Genomic DNA, 13923 nt, shown 5'->3' on the forward strand with positions numbered 1-13923 from the left:
CAACATAATTAGCGCTTTCGATAAACACCTTTAACAATTGCCGCTACACTGCCAGATAAAACCTTTAACAATCTTGATCCAGATCAACAAAGCTATTTACATCAAACTAGGTATAACGCTTTATTGACTTAGATCACATTTAGCTTGAACTTTGTCTACTAATAAGCTTTTAAAATGCCAGTTTAACTGATGAAAACGTTGGTTTTTTAACCAGACACTTTCATGAGCAAAGCATGAGCCTGATATTAACTAAGCAATAACCATTTACCTTTTTGTAACATTTAATAGCGGTATTGCTTGTTAAGCAATCCTATAAAAATTCTGCCTATTAAAGCCTGTCTATAAAAAGACTCATAAAATAAACGCCGCTGCCAATGTTTAAAAGATAAACCCCCTCAATTGTTGTTACAAAGGTGCTACCCTTGAACAAAATACCTTTACCTTTGTTTATAGGCTGTAATTATCTTTCAATGACACAAATATGGATAACATCACTGTTTAGCCTCACGCTGTTTATTGCAGCTGATTTAGCTGCATCACAGCCCAAGGACATCGCTAAAGCTATCTTTGATAATGAGCCCATCTCTGATGATAAGCCTACCTCTGAAAAGACCATCACCGACAAAAAATCACCTTTGAATGAAACCCAGTCAGATGATGAAGTCGAGCCATCAGCTTGTTATAGCCGTTCACAAACTGATGAGAAAATTGATAAGGCTTTTGATTATCTCAACACCAAATTCTGCCAACCGGCCATTTGGTTTGACAGCTTCTTTGTCGATGTTCGCATTGAAGATGATGCCAGAGCTGGCACGATTGTCCGTTGGTATAATGATTTTTCCTATTATGAAAAAGAAGGTTTTAAATATCATGCTAACGTCAATGCGCGGGTAAATTTACCTGGAGTCACTAAAAAGCTAAAACTCATTTTTGATTCAACTGGAGAAGATGATCCATTTTCATTTATACGCAGCCCTGACGATAACAACGACAGGGAATTTAGCTTACGCTATGACTGGCTAGCTCGAAATAGAAGTAGTTTTAATATAAAGCTCAGTTTTAAGCCTAAAATCGAAGCTCGTTATCGCTATACCTATCCTATTTCAGAAAATACCATCAGCCGCATCACCCAAAAGCTGTATCAAGAGAAAAATCTCACTGGTGAGTCTACTGAATTCGATATTGAACACTCTTTTAACGATGATTTTTTATTGCGCTGGAGTGCTGCGTTCCAATATGAAACTAACGATAATGGTTGGGAGCTAGGCTCAGGTCTGCAGTTATATCAATATATCAGTGATAAACAAGCCATTAGTTATCAAGCCCACATACACGGCGTCGACCAGCCTTATAAATATATTGATAGTGCAAAAATTGGCTTAACTTACCGACAAAACTTTGTCCGAGATTGGTTGTTTTTTGCCATCACGCCTGAATATACTTGGACTAAAGAAGATGATGAAGTGCGCATCAATCAAGTGGTGCTAACCTTTACCATAGAGTTTTTATTTCAAAATATTTAACTCTATGCCGATTAGCTAAACCACCGCCAAGAGGACAAGATGATGAATGAAAAATTTATAAAATTTGATGTGTTTGGTAAGTCCTTGTCAATTAAGCGCCAAGATAGACAAAGTGATCAGCCCCAATGGCTACTGTTTCGTGATTCAGGCACCGGGCTTAGATCGCGTATCCATGAGGTCATCATTCCACCTGAGCTTAAAGAAACAGAGCTTGCAGGTTATCTTGATGATATTTTCCATGAAAATGCCACTGCAAAACATTCACAAGTGTTAAAGCTGACATAAAAAAATGACATAAAAATGACATAAAAGGTGCAGCTAAAGGCTATAACTTAAACTCAAGAGCTAATTGACTAATGATAAATGACAAGGGGTTACGGGGGGGTTAGAGCTCAAGTGAAAGCTTAGGATATTGCTTAAACCAAGGTTTACTGGCAACACGCTCCATAAACACATGTTTATCGGCATTGGGGTTATAGCTCACCGATAGGCTAAATAGGTTTTCATAACCAAATAATGCCTTTAGCACTAACTTGCCATCATTATCCAGTTTTACCGCTACCGCTGTTTGTTGCTCAGGCCAATAACACATCGCATCAAGGGTTGATGTATAGGCTGGGTGATGATTCCTTTTATGCATTCTGGCTTGGTTTTTCACCGACCAAGGCAGTTTTATCCGCTCAGATAATGCTTTTTCGATTAACTTATCACGATAGGCACAGGTTTGTTTGCTGCAATAATAAATCACATCAATATCAGTTAACGCACTGGGCGCTATTTGATGCTGTTTATCCCACACTAAATTACGCACAAACCCTGCAGCAATGTACCAATCTGTAATATTAAGCTCAGTAAAAAGCGCTGCAACTTGCTGCAAGGCACTAATGCGCATCTTGTCTGCTACAATCCAATTTTTTAACTGAGCTTCATAGTCCATATTTTACTCGAGGTTATCTAAAAAATGCTGGGTTAACTGGCATCATCTTGCTGCTCAGGCGCAGCTGCAGCAAAGGCTGGGTGAGCCTGACATGTGTGCCAAATCCGCACAATATTAGGGTATGCAGATAAATCTACGTTGAAGCGATAGGCATTGTAAACCTGAGGGATAAGACAAATATCTGCCAAGCTTGGACTGTCGCCAAAACTAAATTTACCAGAGTGAACAGCTAATTGCTTTTCTAGCGCCGCAAAACCTAAATGGATCCAATGATGATACCAGTTCATTTTGTCTTCTTCAGATACGCCCATGTCTTTAACGAGATACTGTAATACCCGTAAGTTGTCCAGTGGGTGAACTTCACAAGCGATCAATTGCGCCATGGCACGCACTACGGCTCTATTTTTAGCGCCTTGTGGCAATAAACTATATTGCGGATATTGCTCTTCTAAATACTCAATAATTGCCAATGACTGGGTTAAATTAAACTCTCCATGGTCATCTTCATCAACCAATGCCGGAACCAAATGCTGTGGGTTCAATTGGGCAAACATATCACTATGCTGCTCACCGCCATTTTTGACTAAATGCACTGAAATTTGCTCTGCATCCAGCTGCTTAAGATTAAGCGCGATACGCACCCGATATGCCGCACTGGAGCGCCAATAACCATATAATTTCATTGTATATCCTTATCAAATTAACTGAGTTAGCATTGATGATATAAAAAAAGCAATAACGTTAGACGCTATTGCTTTTTATCACAGCAAACACTTATTTAAGCTTTGTATTCAACCACTTTTTGATCGATAGAACCAAAGATTGAGTTATCTTGATCATCAAACATTTCAATTCTTACTGTATCGCCAAAACGCATAAATGGCGTTGAAGCTTTACCGTCTGCAATGATTTCTAGCATGCGTTTTTCAGCTAAACAGCTAGAACCGGCACTGCGATCATAATTTGAAATAGTACCAGAACCAATCACAGCTCCCGCTGCCAATGGACGGGTCTTAGCAACATGAGCGACCAATTGACTAAAGTTAAACGTCATATCTACGCCCGCATTAGGACGACCAAATAAATCACCATTTAAATGAGTTACCAATGGTAAGTGCACTTTGCTATCTTGCCATCTGTCACCTAATTCATCAGGGGTAATCGCCACTGGCGAAAACGCACTTGAAGGCTTTGATTGGAAAAAGCCAAACCCTTTCGCTAACTCCCCAGGTATAAGATTACGTAACGATACGTCATTCACTAGCATCAATAATTTGATGTGCTGGGCAGCGTTATCTGCATCTACGCCCATTTTAACGTCGTCAGTGACCACTGCGATTTCTGACTCGAAATCAATACCGTACTCTTCACTGGCCATTTCAATATCGGCTTTTGGCGCGATAAAGCAATCTGAGCCACCTTGATATACTAATGGATCAGTCCAAAACGTTGCTGGCATTTCTGCGCCGCGCGCTTTACGAACCAATTCAACGTGGTTGACGTATGCACTGCCATCAGCCCATTGATATGCACGAGGCAATGGCGATAAACATTTAGCTTCATCAAAATCAACGGCGTTGTCCATCATACCGGCATTTAATGCTTCATATAATTCTTGTAATTGCGGGTTTAATAAATCCCAAGCATCTAATAATTGCTGCATAGTATGCGCAATAGCAGGTACGGCAACGGCTTTGGTTAAATCTTTACTGACCAACATCAGTTGGCCATCACGGCGACCGTTGTTATAACTTGCAAGTTTCATTTTGACTCCTAGATGGGTACAAATAATGTTGCTACTACTCAAGACAATGTGATTACAAGACGTGCTAACTGGCTTGGCAATTCGATTAAATCAAATATGCTACCTGTAAAGCGCCTATGCTGAGTAATAACAACTAAAATAGCGTTGTTAACGATACAAATACCCTAAGCTTAACCGAATTAATATAGCGTGAGATAAATCACACTTTGTTTGCTTGAGAGTTAAATTGTAAAGGTTTCAATACAGAATGAGATCCCAGTATCAGAATGCGGATCTCAGGCTGGTAAACCTCAAAATGCCAGTGGCTTACTGACATTTTGATGGCATGAAATCGTTACACTAAAAATAACCGCTACGATTAATTAACGTTTTTTAGATATTTTGTAGTCGCGCAGCTTGTTAGCAATAGCGGTATGAGAAACCCCCAGCTTTTTAGCTAATTGACGGGTACTTGGATAAGCTGGATATAAGCGCCTTAATAAGCTTGCCTCATATTCTTTCATGGCTTGATCTAAGCTGCCTTCAAACTCTTCATCAAAGTAGCCAAAGCCTTCAGCATAAGAAGGTAACTTAAGTTGCTCAACGGTTAGTTCTGCCGAGCCATCCCACATCGATACCGCTCTAAAAATAGCGTTTTTAAGCTGACGCACATTACCTGGCCAGGCATAGGTGAACAAGTAGTCCCGACATGATGCTGAAATACGTCGTAATGGACTCGATAACTGCTGGCTATAATGCTCTAAAAACATTTCAGTGAGCGGAATAACATCCACTTTACGTTCACGGAGCGACGGCATGTGATAACTAAGTACATGAATGCGATAGTAAAGATCTTCTCTGAATTCACCTGATTGGCACAGTTCTGCCAAGTTCTTTTGGGTAGAACAAATTATACGTACATCAGCGCGCACTTCTTCATCGCCGCCAATGCGTCTAAAAGTGCCATCTTGTAGTAAACGCAATAGTTTTACTTGAGCAGCTTTTGACATTTCGGCAATTTCATCTAAGAAAACAGTGCCACCTTTCGCCTCTTCAAACAAGCCACGTTTTACCACTTGGCCATTTGACACAAAGCCAAACAATTCTTCTTCTGCCACGCTATCTGGTAATGCAGCGCAGTTAATAGCAATAAAGGCGTGCTCTCGGCGCATACTGGCATCATGGCTCGCTTTGGCCATCAACTCTTTACCAGTACCCGTTTCACCAGTTACTAATAACGGTGCATCCAGTTGGGCCATACGTTTGGCTTGTTTAAGCACATCTTTCATTTTATCGCTAACGGCCAACACATTATCAAAGCCTGTGGTTTGATTTTGCAGCGCATTAAATTGCTTACCGACACGGGCTGGTGATTTTAGCGACACCACCGCGCCCGCTAAAATACTGGCATTGTTTTCATCAGGTAAATAGATAGGCAGCATTTCGGCTAAATATTCATTATTACCAATTTGCACCCGAGTGGCTTGCGCTAATACAGGGGCTTCAGTTAACCAGCGAGAAAAGTTAAATCCTTGCACCCAATGATTAAGCGATTCATCAATCACTTCATGCTCTTGCATATTAAGGGTTAATAATGCGGATTCATTAACAATACGAATACGGCCTTTAGCATTAATTGAAAAAACGGAGTCTGGCAGGGTTTGTAATAAGGTTTTGAGCGCGTAATGTTCTTGCTCGGAGGGCATAAACGATACGGTACGAACATCATGGACGCTTTCTACTTTGCGAATTAAAGGCATTAATTCACTTAAGGTTTCAAAGCCAATTTCGGCAAACTGTAGGTACAAAAAGCCTCTATTGCTGGCATCAATTGCAATTAAGTTAATGCCATAGTTTTCTAGCACTTCTAGAATATCTTTCGCAAGGCCGATACGATCTAAACAACTGACTTCCAAACGCATAAACAACTATTCCCTATTATATTGTTTTCTGGAATATCCGAGGACTCGATTCTGACCATGTCAGGGTGCCCTTCTTAATTTGTGAGCGATACGTTAAAAGGTTATCGGGCGCGTGGCAAGTGTTGTTTACAGCATAATTGTAACAGAGGACGTGCTAAAACAGGTTACGTTAACGTAACCTGCTGATATAATTAACTAAGATTTTAGTTAATTAACTGGTCGGTTTTCGCCGCCATAATGAAATCATTCTTATGAAGACCTTTAATGGAATGTGACCACCAAGTCACTGTCACTTTGCCCCATTCAGTTAAGATCCCCGGATGGTGAAAATCAGCTTCAGCAACATCAGCGAGTTTATTGGTGAATTCCATCGCCAGTTTGAAGTTTTTAAACTTAAAAACTCGCTCTAATTGATTAATACCATCACGGTTTTTAACGGTCCACTGGGGTACCATTTGACTAAATTCAACCAGCTCTTGCTCGGTTACTTTTGGGGCATCTATTTGGCAAGCCTCACATTTTAGTTCGGATAAATCTGACATAACAGCTCCTGTATTATCACACTAGTTTAATCTGGTGTTTATATTATTAATGTATAAATGAATGACTAGTTTTAACGAGTCCCTAAACGGCTATTGGGTTGGGTTTTGGGGCAAATTTAGCCGCAAACAAACCTAGCTGCCGTGCTTTAGCGACTTCAGCCATAATATCCATTCGAGTGATTTCATCTAAAAAGTCGATATTGTCGATAACGTAATAAATCGGCTGCATAATATCTATTCGATATGGGGTTCTCAGCACATCCAGTAGCTCAAAAGGCTTACGCTCCGGTTTATCACTTAATGCGTATAAGGTTTCACCTGGCGAGCTTAATATACCGCCACCATAGATATTAAGTTGATCATCTTTGGCTTTCATTAAACCAAACTCGACCGTAAACCAATATAATCTCGCTAAAAACACCCGTTCTTCTTTAGATGCCGCCAAACCTAATTGGCCATAAATATGCGAAAAATGTGCAAATGACGGATTGGTTAATAACGGGCAATGACCAAATATTTCATGAAAAATATCAGGTTCTTGTAGGTAGTCGAACTCTTCTTTTGAGCGAATAAAGGTCGCCACAGGAAACTGCTTATTGGCCAACAATTCAAAAAATTTACCGAATGAAATAAGTGCCGGCACTCCTGAAGTTTGCCAGCCTGTAGATGCAAGTAACACCTTATCGATTTCTTTTAATTGCGGTACCCGATTCGTGGGCATAGCTAAAGCATCAAGGCCATGCATATATGCCTCGCAAGCTCTGCCTGGCATATTGTTCACTTGGCGCTGATATAACTGATGCCAAATGTCATGTTCTTCATCGGTATATTGGATGTAACCCTGACTATCAGGGATCTTCGCGGTGTAATTTGTTACTTTGCTCATAAGTGCCACTTTACGTAAACTTCACTCCCTTCATAGTGTGCTAAGGATCACATTTTGTTAACTGCTTGGGGTTTTATTCTTCAGTGATTTGACAGTACAATTCGTAAACAAAACGCTACATTAGCAGTTTCTACTAAACTTAACTTAATAAAATTAGTCATATAAACTGCCACCTTTAAATTACAAAGTGGCCAACAACTCATCTCCCGATTCTGTCTTAAGTCAATGGATAAAACTTTTAAGCTTTAAACAGGTTAAAGCTTGATACCTTTTTTAGTGAGCTTGATAACTTAAGTAGAATAAAATCCAAGCAATTAACTCGCTTTACTTTGGCGCTATAGTTAAACTTTTAAGTAGACTGTCATTTTTGCATTCAATTTTATGTCATCCACAGTTAAGGACATTTCATGGCAATTTTAGTCACTGGCGGAGCCGGATATATAGGAAGCCACACTGTAGTTGAACTGTTAAATGCTAATCAACAGGTTATCATTGTCGATAATTTATCCAACGCCAATGTCATCGCCTTATCTCGCATTGAACAAATTACCGGTAAAAGCTGCATTTTTTATCAAGGCAGTGTGCTAAATAAAGCGCTATTACATAAAATATTTACTGATCATGTCATTGAATCAGTAATTCATTTTGCTGGTTTAAAAGCGGAGGCTGATTCAGTGTGTAAGCCATTGCAGTATTATGAAACTAATGTCACCGGCACAATAATTTTGTGCCAAGTCATGGCGGAACATCAGGTGAAAAAGTTAGTTTTTAGCTCTTCAGCTACGGTATACGGCATCCCTGATGGCTTGCCTATTAAAGAAACCGATTCAACCGGAGCCACGAACCCTTATGGTCAGTCAAAGCTGATGGTGGAACAACTACTGGCTGACTTACATACTGCTGATAATCAATGGGATATCACTATTTTACGCTACTTCAACCCAGTTGGTGCTCACCCAAGCGGACTGATCGGTGAAGATCCTAGCGATATTCCGAATAATCTTATGCCTTATATATGCCAAGTGGCTGTGGGCAAGCTAAAAGAATTACAGGTGTTTGGTAATGATTATCTTACCCCTGACGGCACAGGTGTACGAGATTACATCCATGTGGTTGATTTAGCCCAAGGCCACCTAAAAGCATTAGCTAAGCTCAACAGTAATTCAGGCATTGCCACCTACAATTTAGGCACAGGCCGTGGGTACAGCGTTATCGAAATTATTAATACCTTTGAGCAAATAACCGGTAAAGCGATACCCTATTGCTTTAGTGCTCGTAGAGAGGGCGAACTTGCGGCATACTTTGCTGACGTGTCTCAGGCGAAAACGGCATTAGATTGGCACGCTGAGCTGTCCCTTGAAACCATGGTTGAATCTAGCTGGCATTGGCAATCTAAAAATCCTGACGGCTACCGAAGTTAAGGGGTTAGTTGACATAGCTTTTTGAGCCTATTTATTTAAGCCCTGTAGATATTTACTGGCTAACTTTAGTCTCATTAATGTTAGCCTTGTTATTGTTAGCCAAAAATAGTGGAAGAAGTATGAGTCAGTCAGTCAATCACAGCCGCAGAAACCTATTTCGCAGACGTAAAATTGATGCCCAAAGACCGCCTTGGGTTAAGTCTGATATTGAGTTCACTGACGAATGTACTCGCTGTAATGCTTGCATCGATGCCTGCGAAACTAAGGTAATCATTAAAGGTGATGGTGGTTTTCCTGAAATATCATTCACAAACGACGAGTGCACATTCTGTCAGCAATGCGCCACAGTATGCAAAGAGCCCATTTTTGATCTTTCTCAACTCACGCCTTGGAACATAAAAGCCGGCGTCAATGACAGCTGTTTAACCTATCAAGGCGTATGGTGTCAAAGCTGTAAAGATGCCTGCGATCCCGCAGCAATAAGCTTTAAGATGGCCATTGGCCAAGTACCCAAACCTATGATTGATCTTGAGGCTTGTACAGGCTGCGGCGCTTGTGTTGCCCCCTGCCCATCAGCTTCTATCAGTGTCATTGAGCTTAACGTTACGAGTTAATGCTGTTTTAGCTAAGCTGTATCAATAAACTGTGTCAATAAGTCTTGGTAGTCAAAAAAGTCTTAATAGTCAAAATTTAATTGTTTTTTTTGCGATTAATTGTCGCTATATTAAATGTTAAATACTAACAACAAAATAAATTTAACCGCATAATTATCCTGGTCATTGCGGTCAAAAATGCATAAAGAGAGCGAATATGTTTAGTAAAAAAAGTCCCACAAGTAACCTGAGTTTTATTGCCAATGATTGTGAATTAAGCGGTAATATCAAAGTTAACGGCGACGTACTTATTGCAGGGAAAGTTGATGGCGAAATTCGCGCTTCTGGTAACATAACGGTTGAAGCTACTGGGGTTGTCACCGGTGGTGTTGTTTGTGTGGAAGCGACGGTTTCTGGCTTAATGACAGGTAATATTAATTGCGAAAAACTCACCATTACCAATACCGGAACTTTTGATGGTGAAGTGTACAGTAAGCGTATGGAAATTTTAGATAACGGTCAGTTCCTTGGTTATCGAAAAGCTTACGATAAACAAAGCAAAGCATTAGAAAATAATGAAAAATTGGTTTCCACTGTTGAAACTGAAAAAGAAAAGCCTCAACTCACTGCAGCTGTATCGGCATAGTCAATTTCAGCGTTTGGCTTATCCTTCATGAATATTTAAAACGAATGCCAAACATCGACGTTTGGCATTCGTTCAATAAGTTATTATTTAATAATTAAACACATCTCTTTTTGTAAGCACTTTTAACTAGCGCTTTGGCTATAAGTTAGCAATATCTACAAATAATCGCTTTAGGGCTTAATAGATTGCTGCTGCCATTGCCGCAGTAAGCTGACAAACTCCGCTGGCGCTCTATCTAGGCTATCAATAGATAAATAAAGGTGAAACCCGAGTTGAGCATCTAAGGTTTGGCAGCGATGGCCAAACATGGCTAATACGCCACGATAACGCTCACCATTAACCACTAATGGGGTAAATTCAGCGCCGACATAGGTTTCAAGGCTTTGTAAGTCTTCATCTTGAGTCGCTGCTGTCATGAGTAACGGCCGCTGCTCAGTCAATAACCCGGTGGCTAACCTTGGGGAGATACAATCTAAAATCGGATTGATGTGTTTGAGTTTAATGCCAATATACGGCAGTTCAATTAACTCAAGATTTTGGGTCACCCGTGACACGTCAATACGCTGCACATTATCCCAAGCTACGTGCACTGTGCCGCGGCCATGATAATAATCAAATCCTGCTGCAGATAATTTAAAACTGGCTTTAGGCTGATTTATTTTGGCAACACCTAGTACCAGCCCTACACTGCCAACGGCAAAAAACACCATACCGACACCAAATAGGCTTTTGCTGTTGATAAATAATATCAAGCTGATAAATACCGCAATGCCACCAGCAATGGTTAAACTAATGCCGTTGCGCTTATTATGCGGCGCGATAAACAATGGCTCTGAGCGCTCATGTTGGCTGGGATCAGACATCAGTTAATAATCCTTTTATGGTTAGCCATAACATGCCCACATACTCGTGAATTGCACGCTGGGATATATACAGATTTTCAGCACTAAAGCGCCACCAATAACCCGGTGAGCTGATAAAATTAGTCGGCGCGGCGATGGGGTTTAAATCAAGTGTGGTAAAAATCTTCATTGAGCGCGGCATATGGGTGGCAGAGGTAACCAATATAAAAGGCTTATTGGCAATTAACTCAGCCATAGATTTAGCTTCTTCAATGGTATCTAGCGCATCAGCAAACGTCACTATTTGGCTTGCTTGCACGCCCAGCTCAATCGCCGCTTGCTGCATAATTTCAGCATGGGGGGTTGGCGTTAAGCCGCCACTCCAACCACTGACCACCAACTGGCAACGATTATCTGCAAGTTTTAGCTGCCTTACGCCTTCTGATAATCTTGCTAATGCTGTCGATGATAACTGCTGCACCGCAGCTCGATTAGCATTTTCAGTGTGACCTGAACCCAGCACCATCACATAACAGGCTTGCTGCGCATTGGGGACAGTACCCGATTGATAAACAAGGGTTAAAGGGGAGTTATTCACTGGGTATTGAGACTCTAAACTGGCTGCTAACCCTGCACTAAATTGCGAATTACTCAGTAGCAATAAAATAGCGAAAGCCGCGATTAAAGCGCTTTGCCCTAAGGTTTTCAATCGCTGGGATTGGCTGCGGAACACAAATATCGCCAATAACAGCAGTAATAATGTCAGCGGAATAGGCATAACCAATTGAGATAAGATTTTTTTAAGCCAAAACATCGAGATACCCAGTTTTTAATGAAACGATATTTTAACTTGTCACAGCCAAGATTACTATTTGAAGCGCAAGCAATCTGCAATTAAGCCTGCGTATTGGCTTAAGGGAATGTCGCCTTACATTAAAGTTTGAAACTTTTATCGACTTAAAACTGCATTAACTTGTAATCAGTAAGGCCGCAAAACACAATAAAGATTGAAATTTTTGCTTTACCGCATGACGCCACAGCGAACAATAAAGACAATAAAGACCGAAACTCACTTTTGGACAAAAATGCGTTAGAGCTTAAGCTCTGAAAATGATTATTGGATTAGCGAAGTATGCAAATCTACGATGCGGTAACGCCGTAATAACCGTGCGGAGCACAGCGTGGTATTGTGAGTGAAACGAACCACGCTTTGCGGAGTCCGGTTGATTACTTTGTTAGCTGACATACTCTCCAAACCAAAATTCTACAGCATCTTGATTCACTCCATACTCAGGGCGCCACAGATCTGAAGGAAATGGCCAATCTGATTTCGAGTAGGATGAATATTCCCGGTTTTTTACAGGCACATACTGTTGATATAGTGGTTTAATACCTGGAGGTGTTAGTATGCCGCAATAACCAAAAGTACTAATAATACCAGTGCGCTCATTGTTGTTACTTTTCAGTTTCGATGCCAAAGCCTTTGGAGCGTCGGATAACCTATTACTCGGAATATTTCTTAATTCATATACTAAAGAACGAAGAATTTCAGTCGCTTCTTCGTTAGGTGCTTCAATAACAGTAACATTAAACAACTCCAAGTCTAGAGCGATATATAGTGGATCAAGGTGTCGGACTCCCCCAAATTTATGGCGTTCGAAATTTAAGACGTTGAGGTCCTCTTCCTTTCCACACGCATAAGAACCGCAAACTTCACAGGCTATTGAATTAGTACTTTCGTGCTTAGGTAAATTCAATCCGCTAGCAAAGCTACCAAGCGCTGACCTTAAATCCAGCCTACGAGATACAAGACTAGATACAAACGCATCAACAACTCTCTCTTTCGATGTGTTATCTATAGCCGTTCTAGCCCGCTTTATGATCGAATCATGCGTTACCGTCTCAGGGGGGAACATAACCCCAGCGTCTAGAGCATACTTAAAATCCGCTTCGGAAGGTGTACTCTTTGACCATCCATCCTTTGGATGCCAATATGTCTCCATCAATATTTTTATTGCTTTTCGATCAACCATTAATTCTCCTTGTTAGCTAACGCCCGCAGCTGCGGACGACTTGTAGCGACGAAGGAGCGGAAAGGCGTTCCGTCAGCCTGCGATTGTTATGCATTTTACAGTGGACTCCATTTCTTGTACTTATTCTTTCGCGCCAGAGCAACAGCACTGGTGATTTCCTCTCGCGGAGACTTTGCGCAATAATCTAAGTATTCTTCTACTTTCGCTCCAGACCACCCCGGTGCTGCCGCTACAACCCAGAAATGAATACCTTGGTTCAACTCTCTTGCAGCAACGTAATTGATGATTTTTTCTATGTGACTATCACTCGGCACCATTTTGAGCATAGCCATTGCTCGAAGAGCGCCGTCTATGAGCATCTCGTTACCAGTATCAAGGAGCTTGAATATTGGAGCAGCATCTCTTTCTTTTTCTATAGAAAGCCTGACTATTGCGTCTCCAATAGCAACGTAAACCATAGTTGCTTCGAAATCCTGTTTCGCAAGTTTATTTATAAATGGCAATGCGGGCTTATAACCACATTCACCAATAGCCATAATCATCTGGTACTGAGTTTCCCAAGTCCGAACATCTTTGAGTTCGGCCTCAAGCGCAGCCAATAGATGTGGGCCTGCATCAACATCTTTTAGCTTTCGTAATTTCTTCGCAGCAGAACGACGCTTTGGAGATTTCTTGTCTCCGAGTTGAGCCACTATTTCATTCAATGCTCGGTTCTCCGTGGTGCATAACAGCTTATTCATTAGCAGCACAATAATGTTCCAGGCTGCTCAATTCAAACTTCAAAGGTACCACCGCTAAGTCCTTGTTGTAAATCGAATATTTTCGCGAATACGT

The 13923-nt window shown here is 40.9% G+C and carries 15 protein-coding genes; 5 read left to right on the plus strand and 10 right to left on the minus strand.

Translation table 11 applies throughout. The features are described from left to right. Positions 1-422: 422 nt before the first annotated feature. Both BCU94_RS04120 and BCU94_RS04125 read left to right on the plus strand, forming a co-directional pair. Complete coding sequence (locus BCU94_RS04120) at positions 423-1523, plus strand: hypothetical protein (protein WP_241904954.1); 1101 nt, start codon at positions 423-425, stop codon at positions 1521-1523. Between the two features lie 42 nt (positions 1524-1565). Continuing rightward, positions 1566-1808, plus strand: a complete 243-nt coding sequence (locus tag BCU94_RS04125) for a hypothetical protein (protein ID WP_102437729.1) — start codon at positions 1566-1568, stop codon at positions 1806-1808. 100 nt (positions 1809-1908) lie between these two features. Here BCU94_RS04125 and BCU94_RS04130 read toward each other — a convergent pair whose 3' ends face one another. The 6 genes from BCU94_RS04130 to phhA all read right to left on the minus strand — a co-directional run bounded on the left by BCU94_RS04130 (position 1909) and on the right by phhA (position 7554). After that, positions 1909-2460, minus strand: coding sequence for a nucleotidyltransferase family protein (locus BCU94_RS04130; protein WP_102437731.1), 552 nt, complete (start codon positions 2458-2460; stop codon positions 1909-1911). Between the two features lie 32 nt (positions 2461-2492). Then, complete coding sequence (maiA, locus tag BCU94_RS04135) at positions 2493-3143, minus strand: maleylacetoacetate isomerase (RefSeq protein ID WP_102437733.1); 651 nt, start codon at positions 3141-3143, stop codon at positions 2493-2495. Positions 3144-3238: 95 nt separating this feature from the next. Then, positions 3239-4225 (minus strand): fumarylacetoacetate hydrolase family protein, encoded by a 987-nt coding sequence (locus tag BCU94_RS04140; RefSeq protein WP_076539825.1) that lies wholly within the window; start codon positions 4223-4225, stop codon positions 3239-3241. Positions 4226-4587: 362 nt separating this feature from the next. Next, positions 4588-6126, minus strand: coding sequence for a transcriptional regulator TyrR (tyrR, locus tag BCU94_RS04145; protein WP_102475681.1), 1539 nt, complete (start codon positions 6124-6126; stop codon positions 4588-4590). Positions 6127-6329: 203 nt separating this feature from the next. Then, the gene (locus BCU94_RS04150; protein WP_102475682.1) at positions 6330-6668 is read right to left on the minus strand and encodes a 4a-hydroxytetrahydrobiopterin dehydratase; all 339 of its coding nucleotides are present in this window, start codon (positions 6666-6668) and stop codon (positions 6330-6332) included. 82 nt (positions 6669-6750) lie between these two features. Next, positions 6751-7554 (minus strand): phenylalanine 4-monooxygenase, encoded by an 804-nt coding sequence (phhA, locus tag BCU94_RS04155; RefSeq protein WP_102437741.1) that lies wholly within the window; start codon positions 7552-7554, stop codon positions 6751-6753. A gap of 407 nt (positions 7555-7961) precedes the next feature. On the opposite strand from phhA, the gene galE reads away from it, so the two are divergent. From galE to BCU94_RS04170, 3 genes are all read left to right on the plus strand, one after another. Continuing rightward, positions 7962-8975 carry a UDP-glucose 4-epimerase GalE gene (galE, locus tag BCU94_RS04160; protein WP_102475683.1) on the plus strand — a complete coding sequence of 338 codons (1014 nt, stop codon included), beginning with the start codon at positions 7962-7964 and terminating at the stop codon, positions 8973-8975. A gap of 119 nt (positions 8976-9094) precedes the next feature. Continuing rightward, the gene (gene napF, locus BCU94_RS04165) at positions 9095-9589 is read left to right on the plus strand and encodes a ferredoxin-type protein NapF (protein ID WP_102437745.1); all 495 of its coding nucleotides are present in this window, start codon (positions 9095-9097) and stop codon (positions 9587-9589) included. A gap of 196 nt (positions 9590-9785) precedes the next feature. Further along, positions 9786-10214: a polymer-forming cytoskeletal protein gene (locus tag BCU94_RS04170; protein WP_102437747.1), complete on the plus strand. Its 429-nt coding sequence runs from the start codon at positions 9786-9788 to the stop codon at positions 10212-10214. Between the two features lie 170 nt (positions 10215-10384). Here the strand turns inward: BCU94_RS04170 and BCU94_RS04175 are convergent, their stop codons facing one another. The 4 genes from BCU94_RS04175 to BCU94_RS04190 form a co-directional block, all read right to left on the minus strand. Next, positions 10385-11077: a DUF2982 domain-containing protein gene (locus BCU94_RS04175; protein ID WP_102475684.1), complete on the minus strand. Its 693-nt coding sequence runs from the start codon at positions 11075-11077 to the stop codon at positions 10385-10387. Beyond that, entirely contained in the window at positions 11070-11870 is an 801-nt protein-coding gene (locus BCU94_RS04180; RefSeq protein ID WP_102475685.1) for an ElyC/SanA/YdcF family protein, read from the minus strand. The genes BCU94_RS04175 and BCU94_RS04180 overlap by 8 nt, the downstream gene beginning before the upstream one ends. Positions 11871-12291: 421 nt before the next feature. Then, entirely contained in the window at positions 12292-13089 is a 798-nt protein-coding gene (locus BCU94_RS04185; protein WP_102475686.1) for a hypothetical protein, read from the minus strand. A 95-nt stretch (positions 13090-13184) separates the two neighbouring features. After that, positions 13185-13829, minus strand: a complete 645-nt coding sequence (locus BCU94_RS04190; RefSeq protein WP_133149778.1) for a HEAT repeat domain-containing protein — start codon at positions 13827-13829, stop codon at positions 13185-13187. Positions 13830-13923: the final 94 nt, after the last annotated feature.

This window comes from Shewanella sp. 10N.286.52.C2 (genome assembly GCF_002874545.1).
In the GTDB taxonomy this organism is placed as follows: domain Bacteria; phylum Pseudomonadota; class Gammaproteobacteria; order Enterobacterales; family Shewanellaceae; genus Shewanella.

Coding starts and splice junctions, on each gene's coding strand:
- BCU94_RS04140 (WP_076539825.1), bottom strand. CDS start 4,225: ATGAAACTTGCAAGTTATAACAACGGTCGCCGTGATGGCCAACTGATG.
- galE (WP_102475683.1), top strand. CDS start 7,962: ATGGCAATTTTAGTCACTGGCGGAGCCGGATATATAGGAAGCCACACT.
- BCU94_RS04175 (WP_102475684.1), bottom strand. CDS start 11,077: ATGTCTGATCCCAGCCAACATGAGCGCTCAGAGCCATTGTTTATCGCG.
- BCU94_RS04190 (WP_133149778.1), bottom strand. CDS start 13,829: ATGAATAAGCTGTTATGCACCACGGAGAACCGAGCATTGAATGAAATA.
- maiA (WP_102437733.1), bottom strand. CDS start 3,143: ATGAAATTATATGGTTATTGGCGCTCCAGTGCGGCATATCGGGTGCGT.
- phhA (WP_102437741.1), bottom strand. CDS start 7,554: ATGAGCAAAGTAACAAATTACACCGCGAAGATCCCTGATAGTCAGGGT.
- BCU94_RS04185 (WP_102475686.1), bottom strand. CDS start 13,089: ATGGTTGATCGAAAAGCAATAAAAATATTGATGGAGACATATTGGCAT.
- BCU94_RS04130 (WP_102437731.1), bottom strand. CDS start 2,460: ATGGACTATGAAGCTCAGTTAAAAAATTGGATTGTAGCAGACAAGATG.
- napF (WP_102437745.1), top strand. CDS start 9,095: ATGAGTCAGTCAGTCAATCACAGCCGCAGAAACCTATTTCGCAGACGT.
- BCU94_RS04125 (WP_102437729.1), top strand. CDS start 1,566: ATGAATGAAAAATTTATAAAATTTGATGTGTTTGGTAAGTCCTTGTCA.
- BCU94_RS04150 (WP_102475682.1), bottom strand. CDS start 6,668: ATGTCAGATTTATCCGAACTAAAATGTGAGGCTTGCCAAATAGATGCC.
- tyrR (WP_102475681.1), bottom strand. CDS start 6,126: ATGCGTTTGGAAGTCAGTTGTTTAGATCGTATCGGCCTTGCGAAAGAT.
- BCU94_RS04170 (WP_102437747.1), top strand. CDS start 9,786: ATGTTTAGTAAAAAAAGTCCCACAAGTAACCTGAGTTTTATTGCCAAT.
- BCU94_RS04180 (WP_102475685.1), bottom strand. CDS start 11,870: ATGTTTTGGCTTAAAAAAATCTTATCTCAATTGGTTATGCCTATTCCG.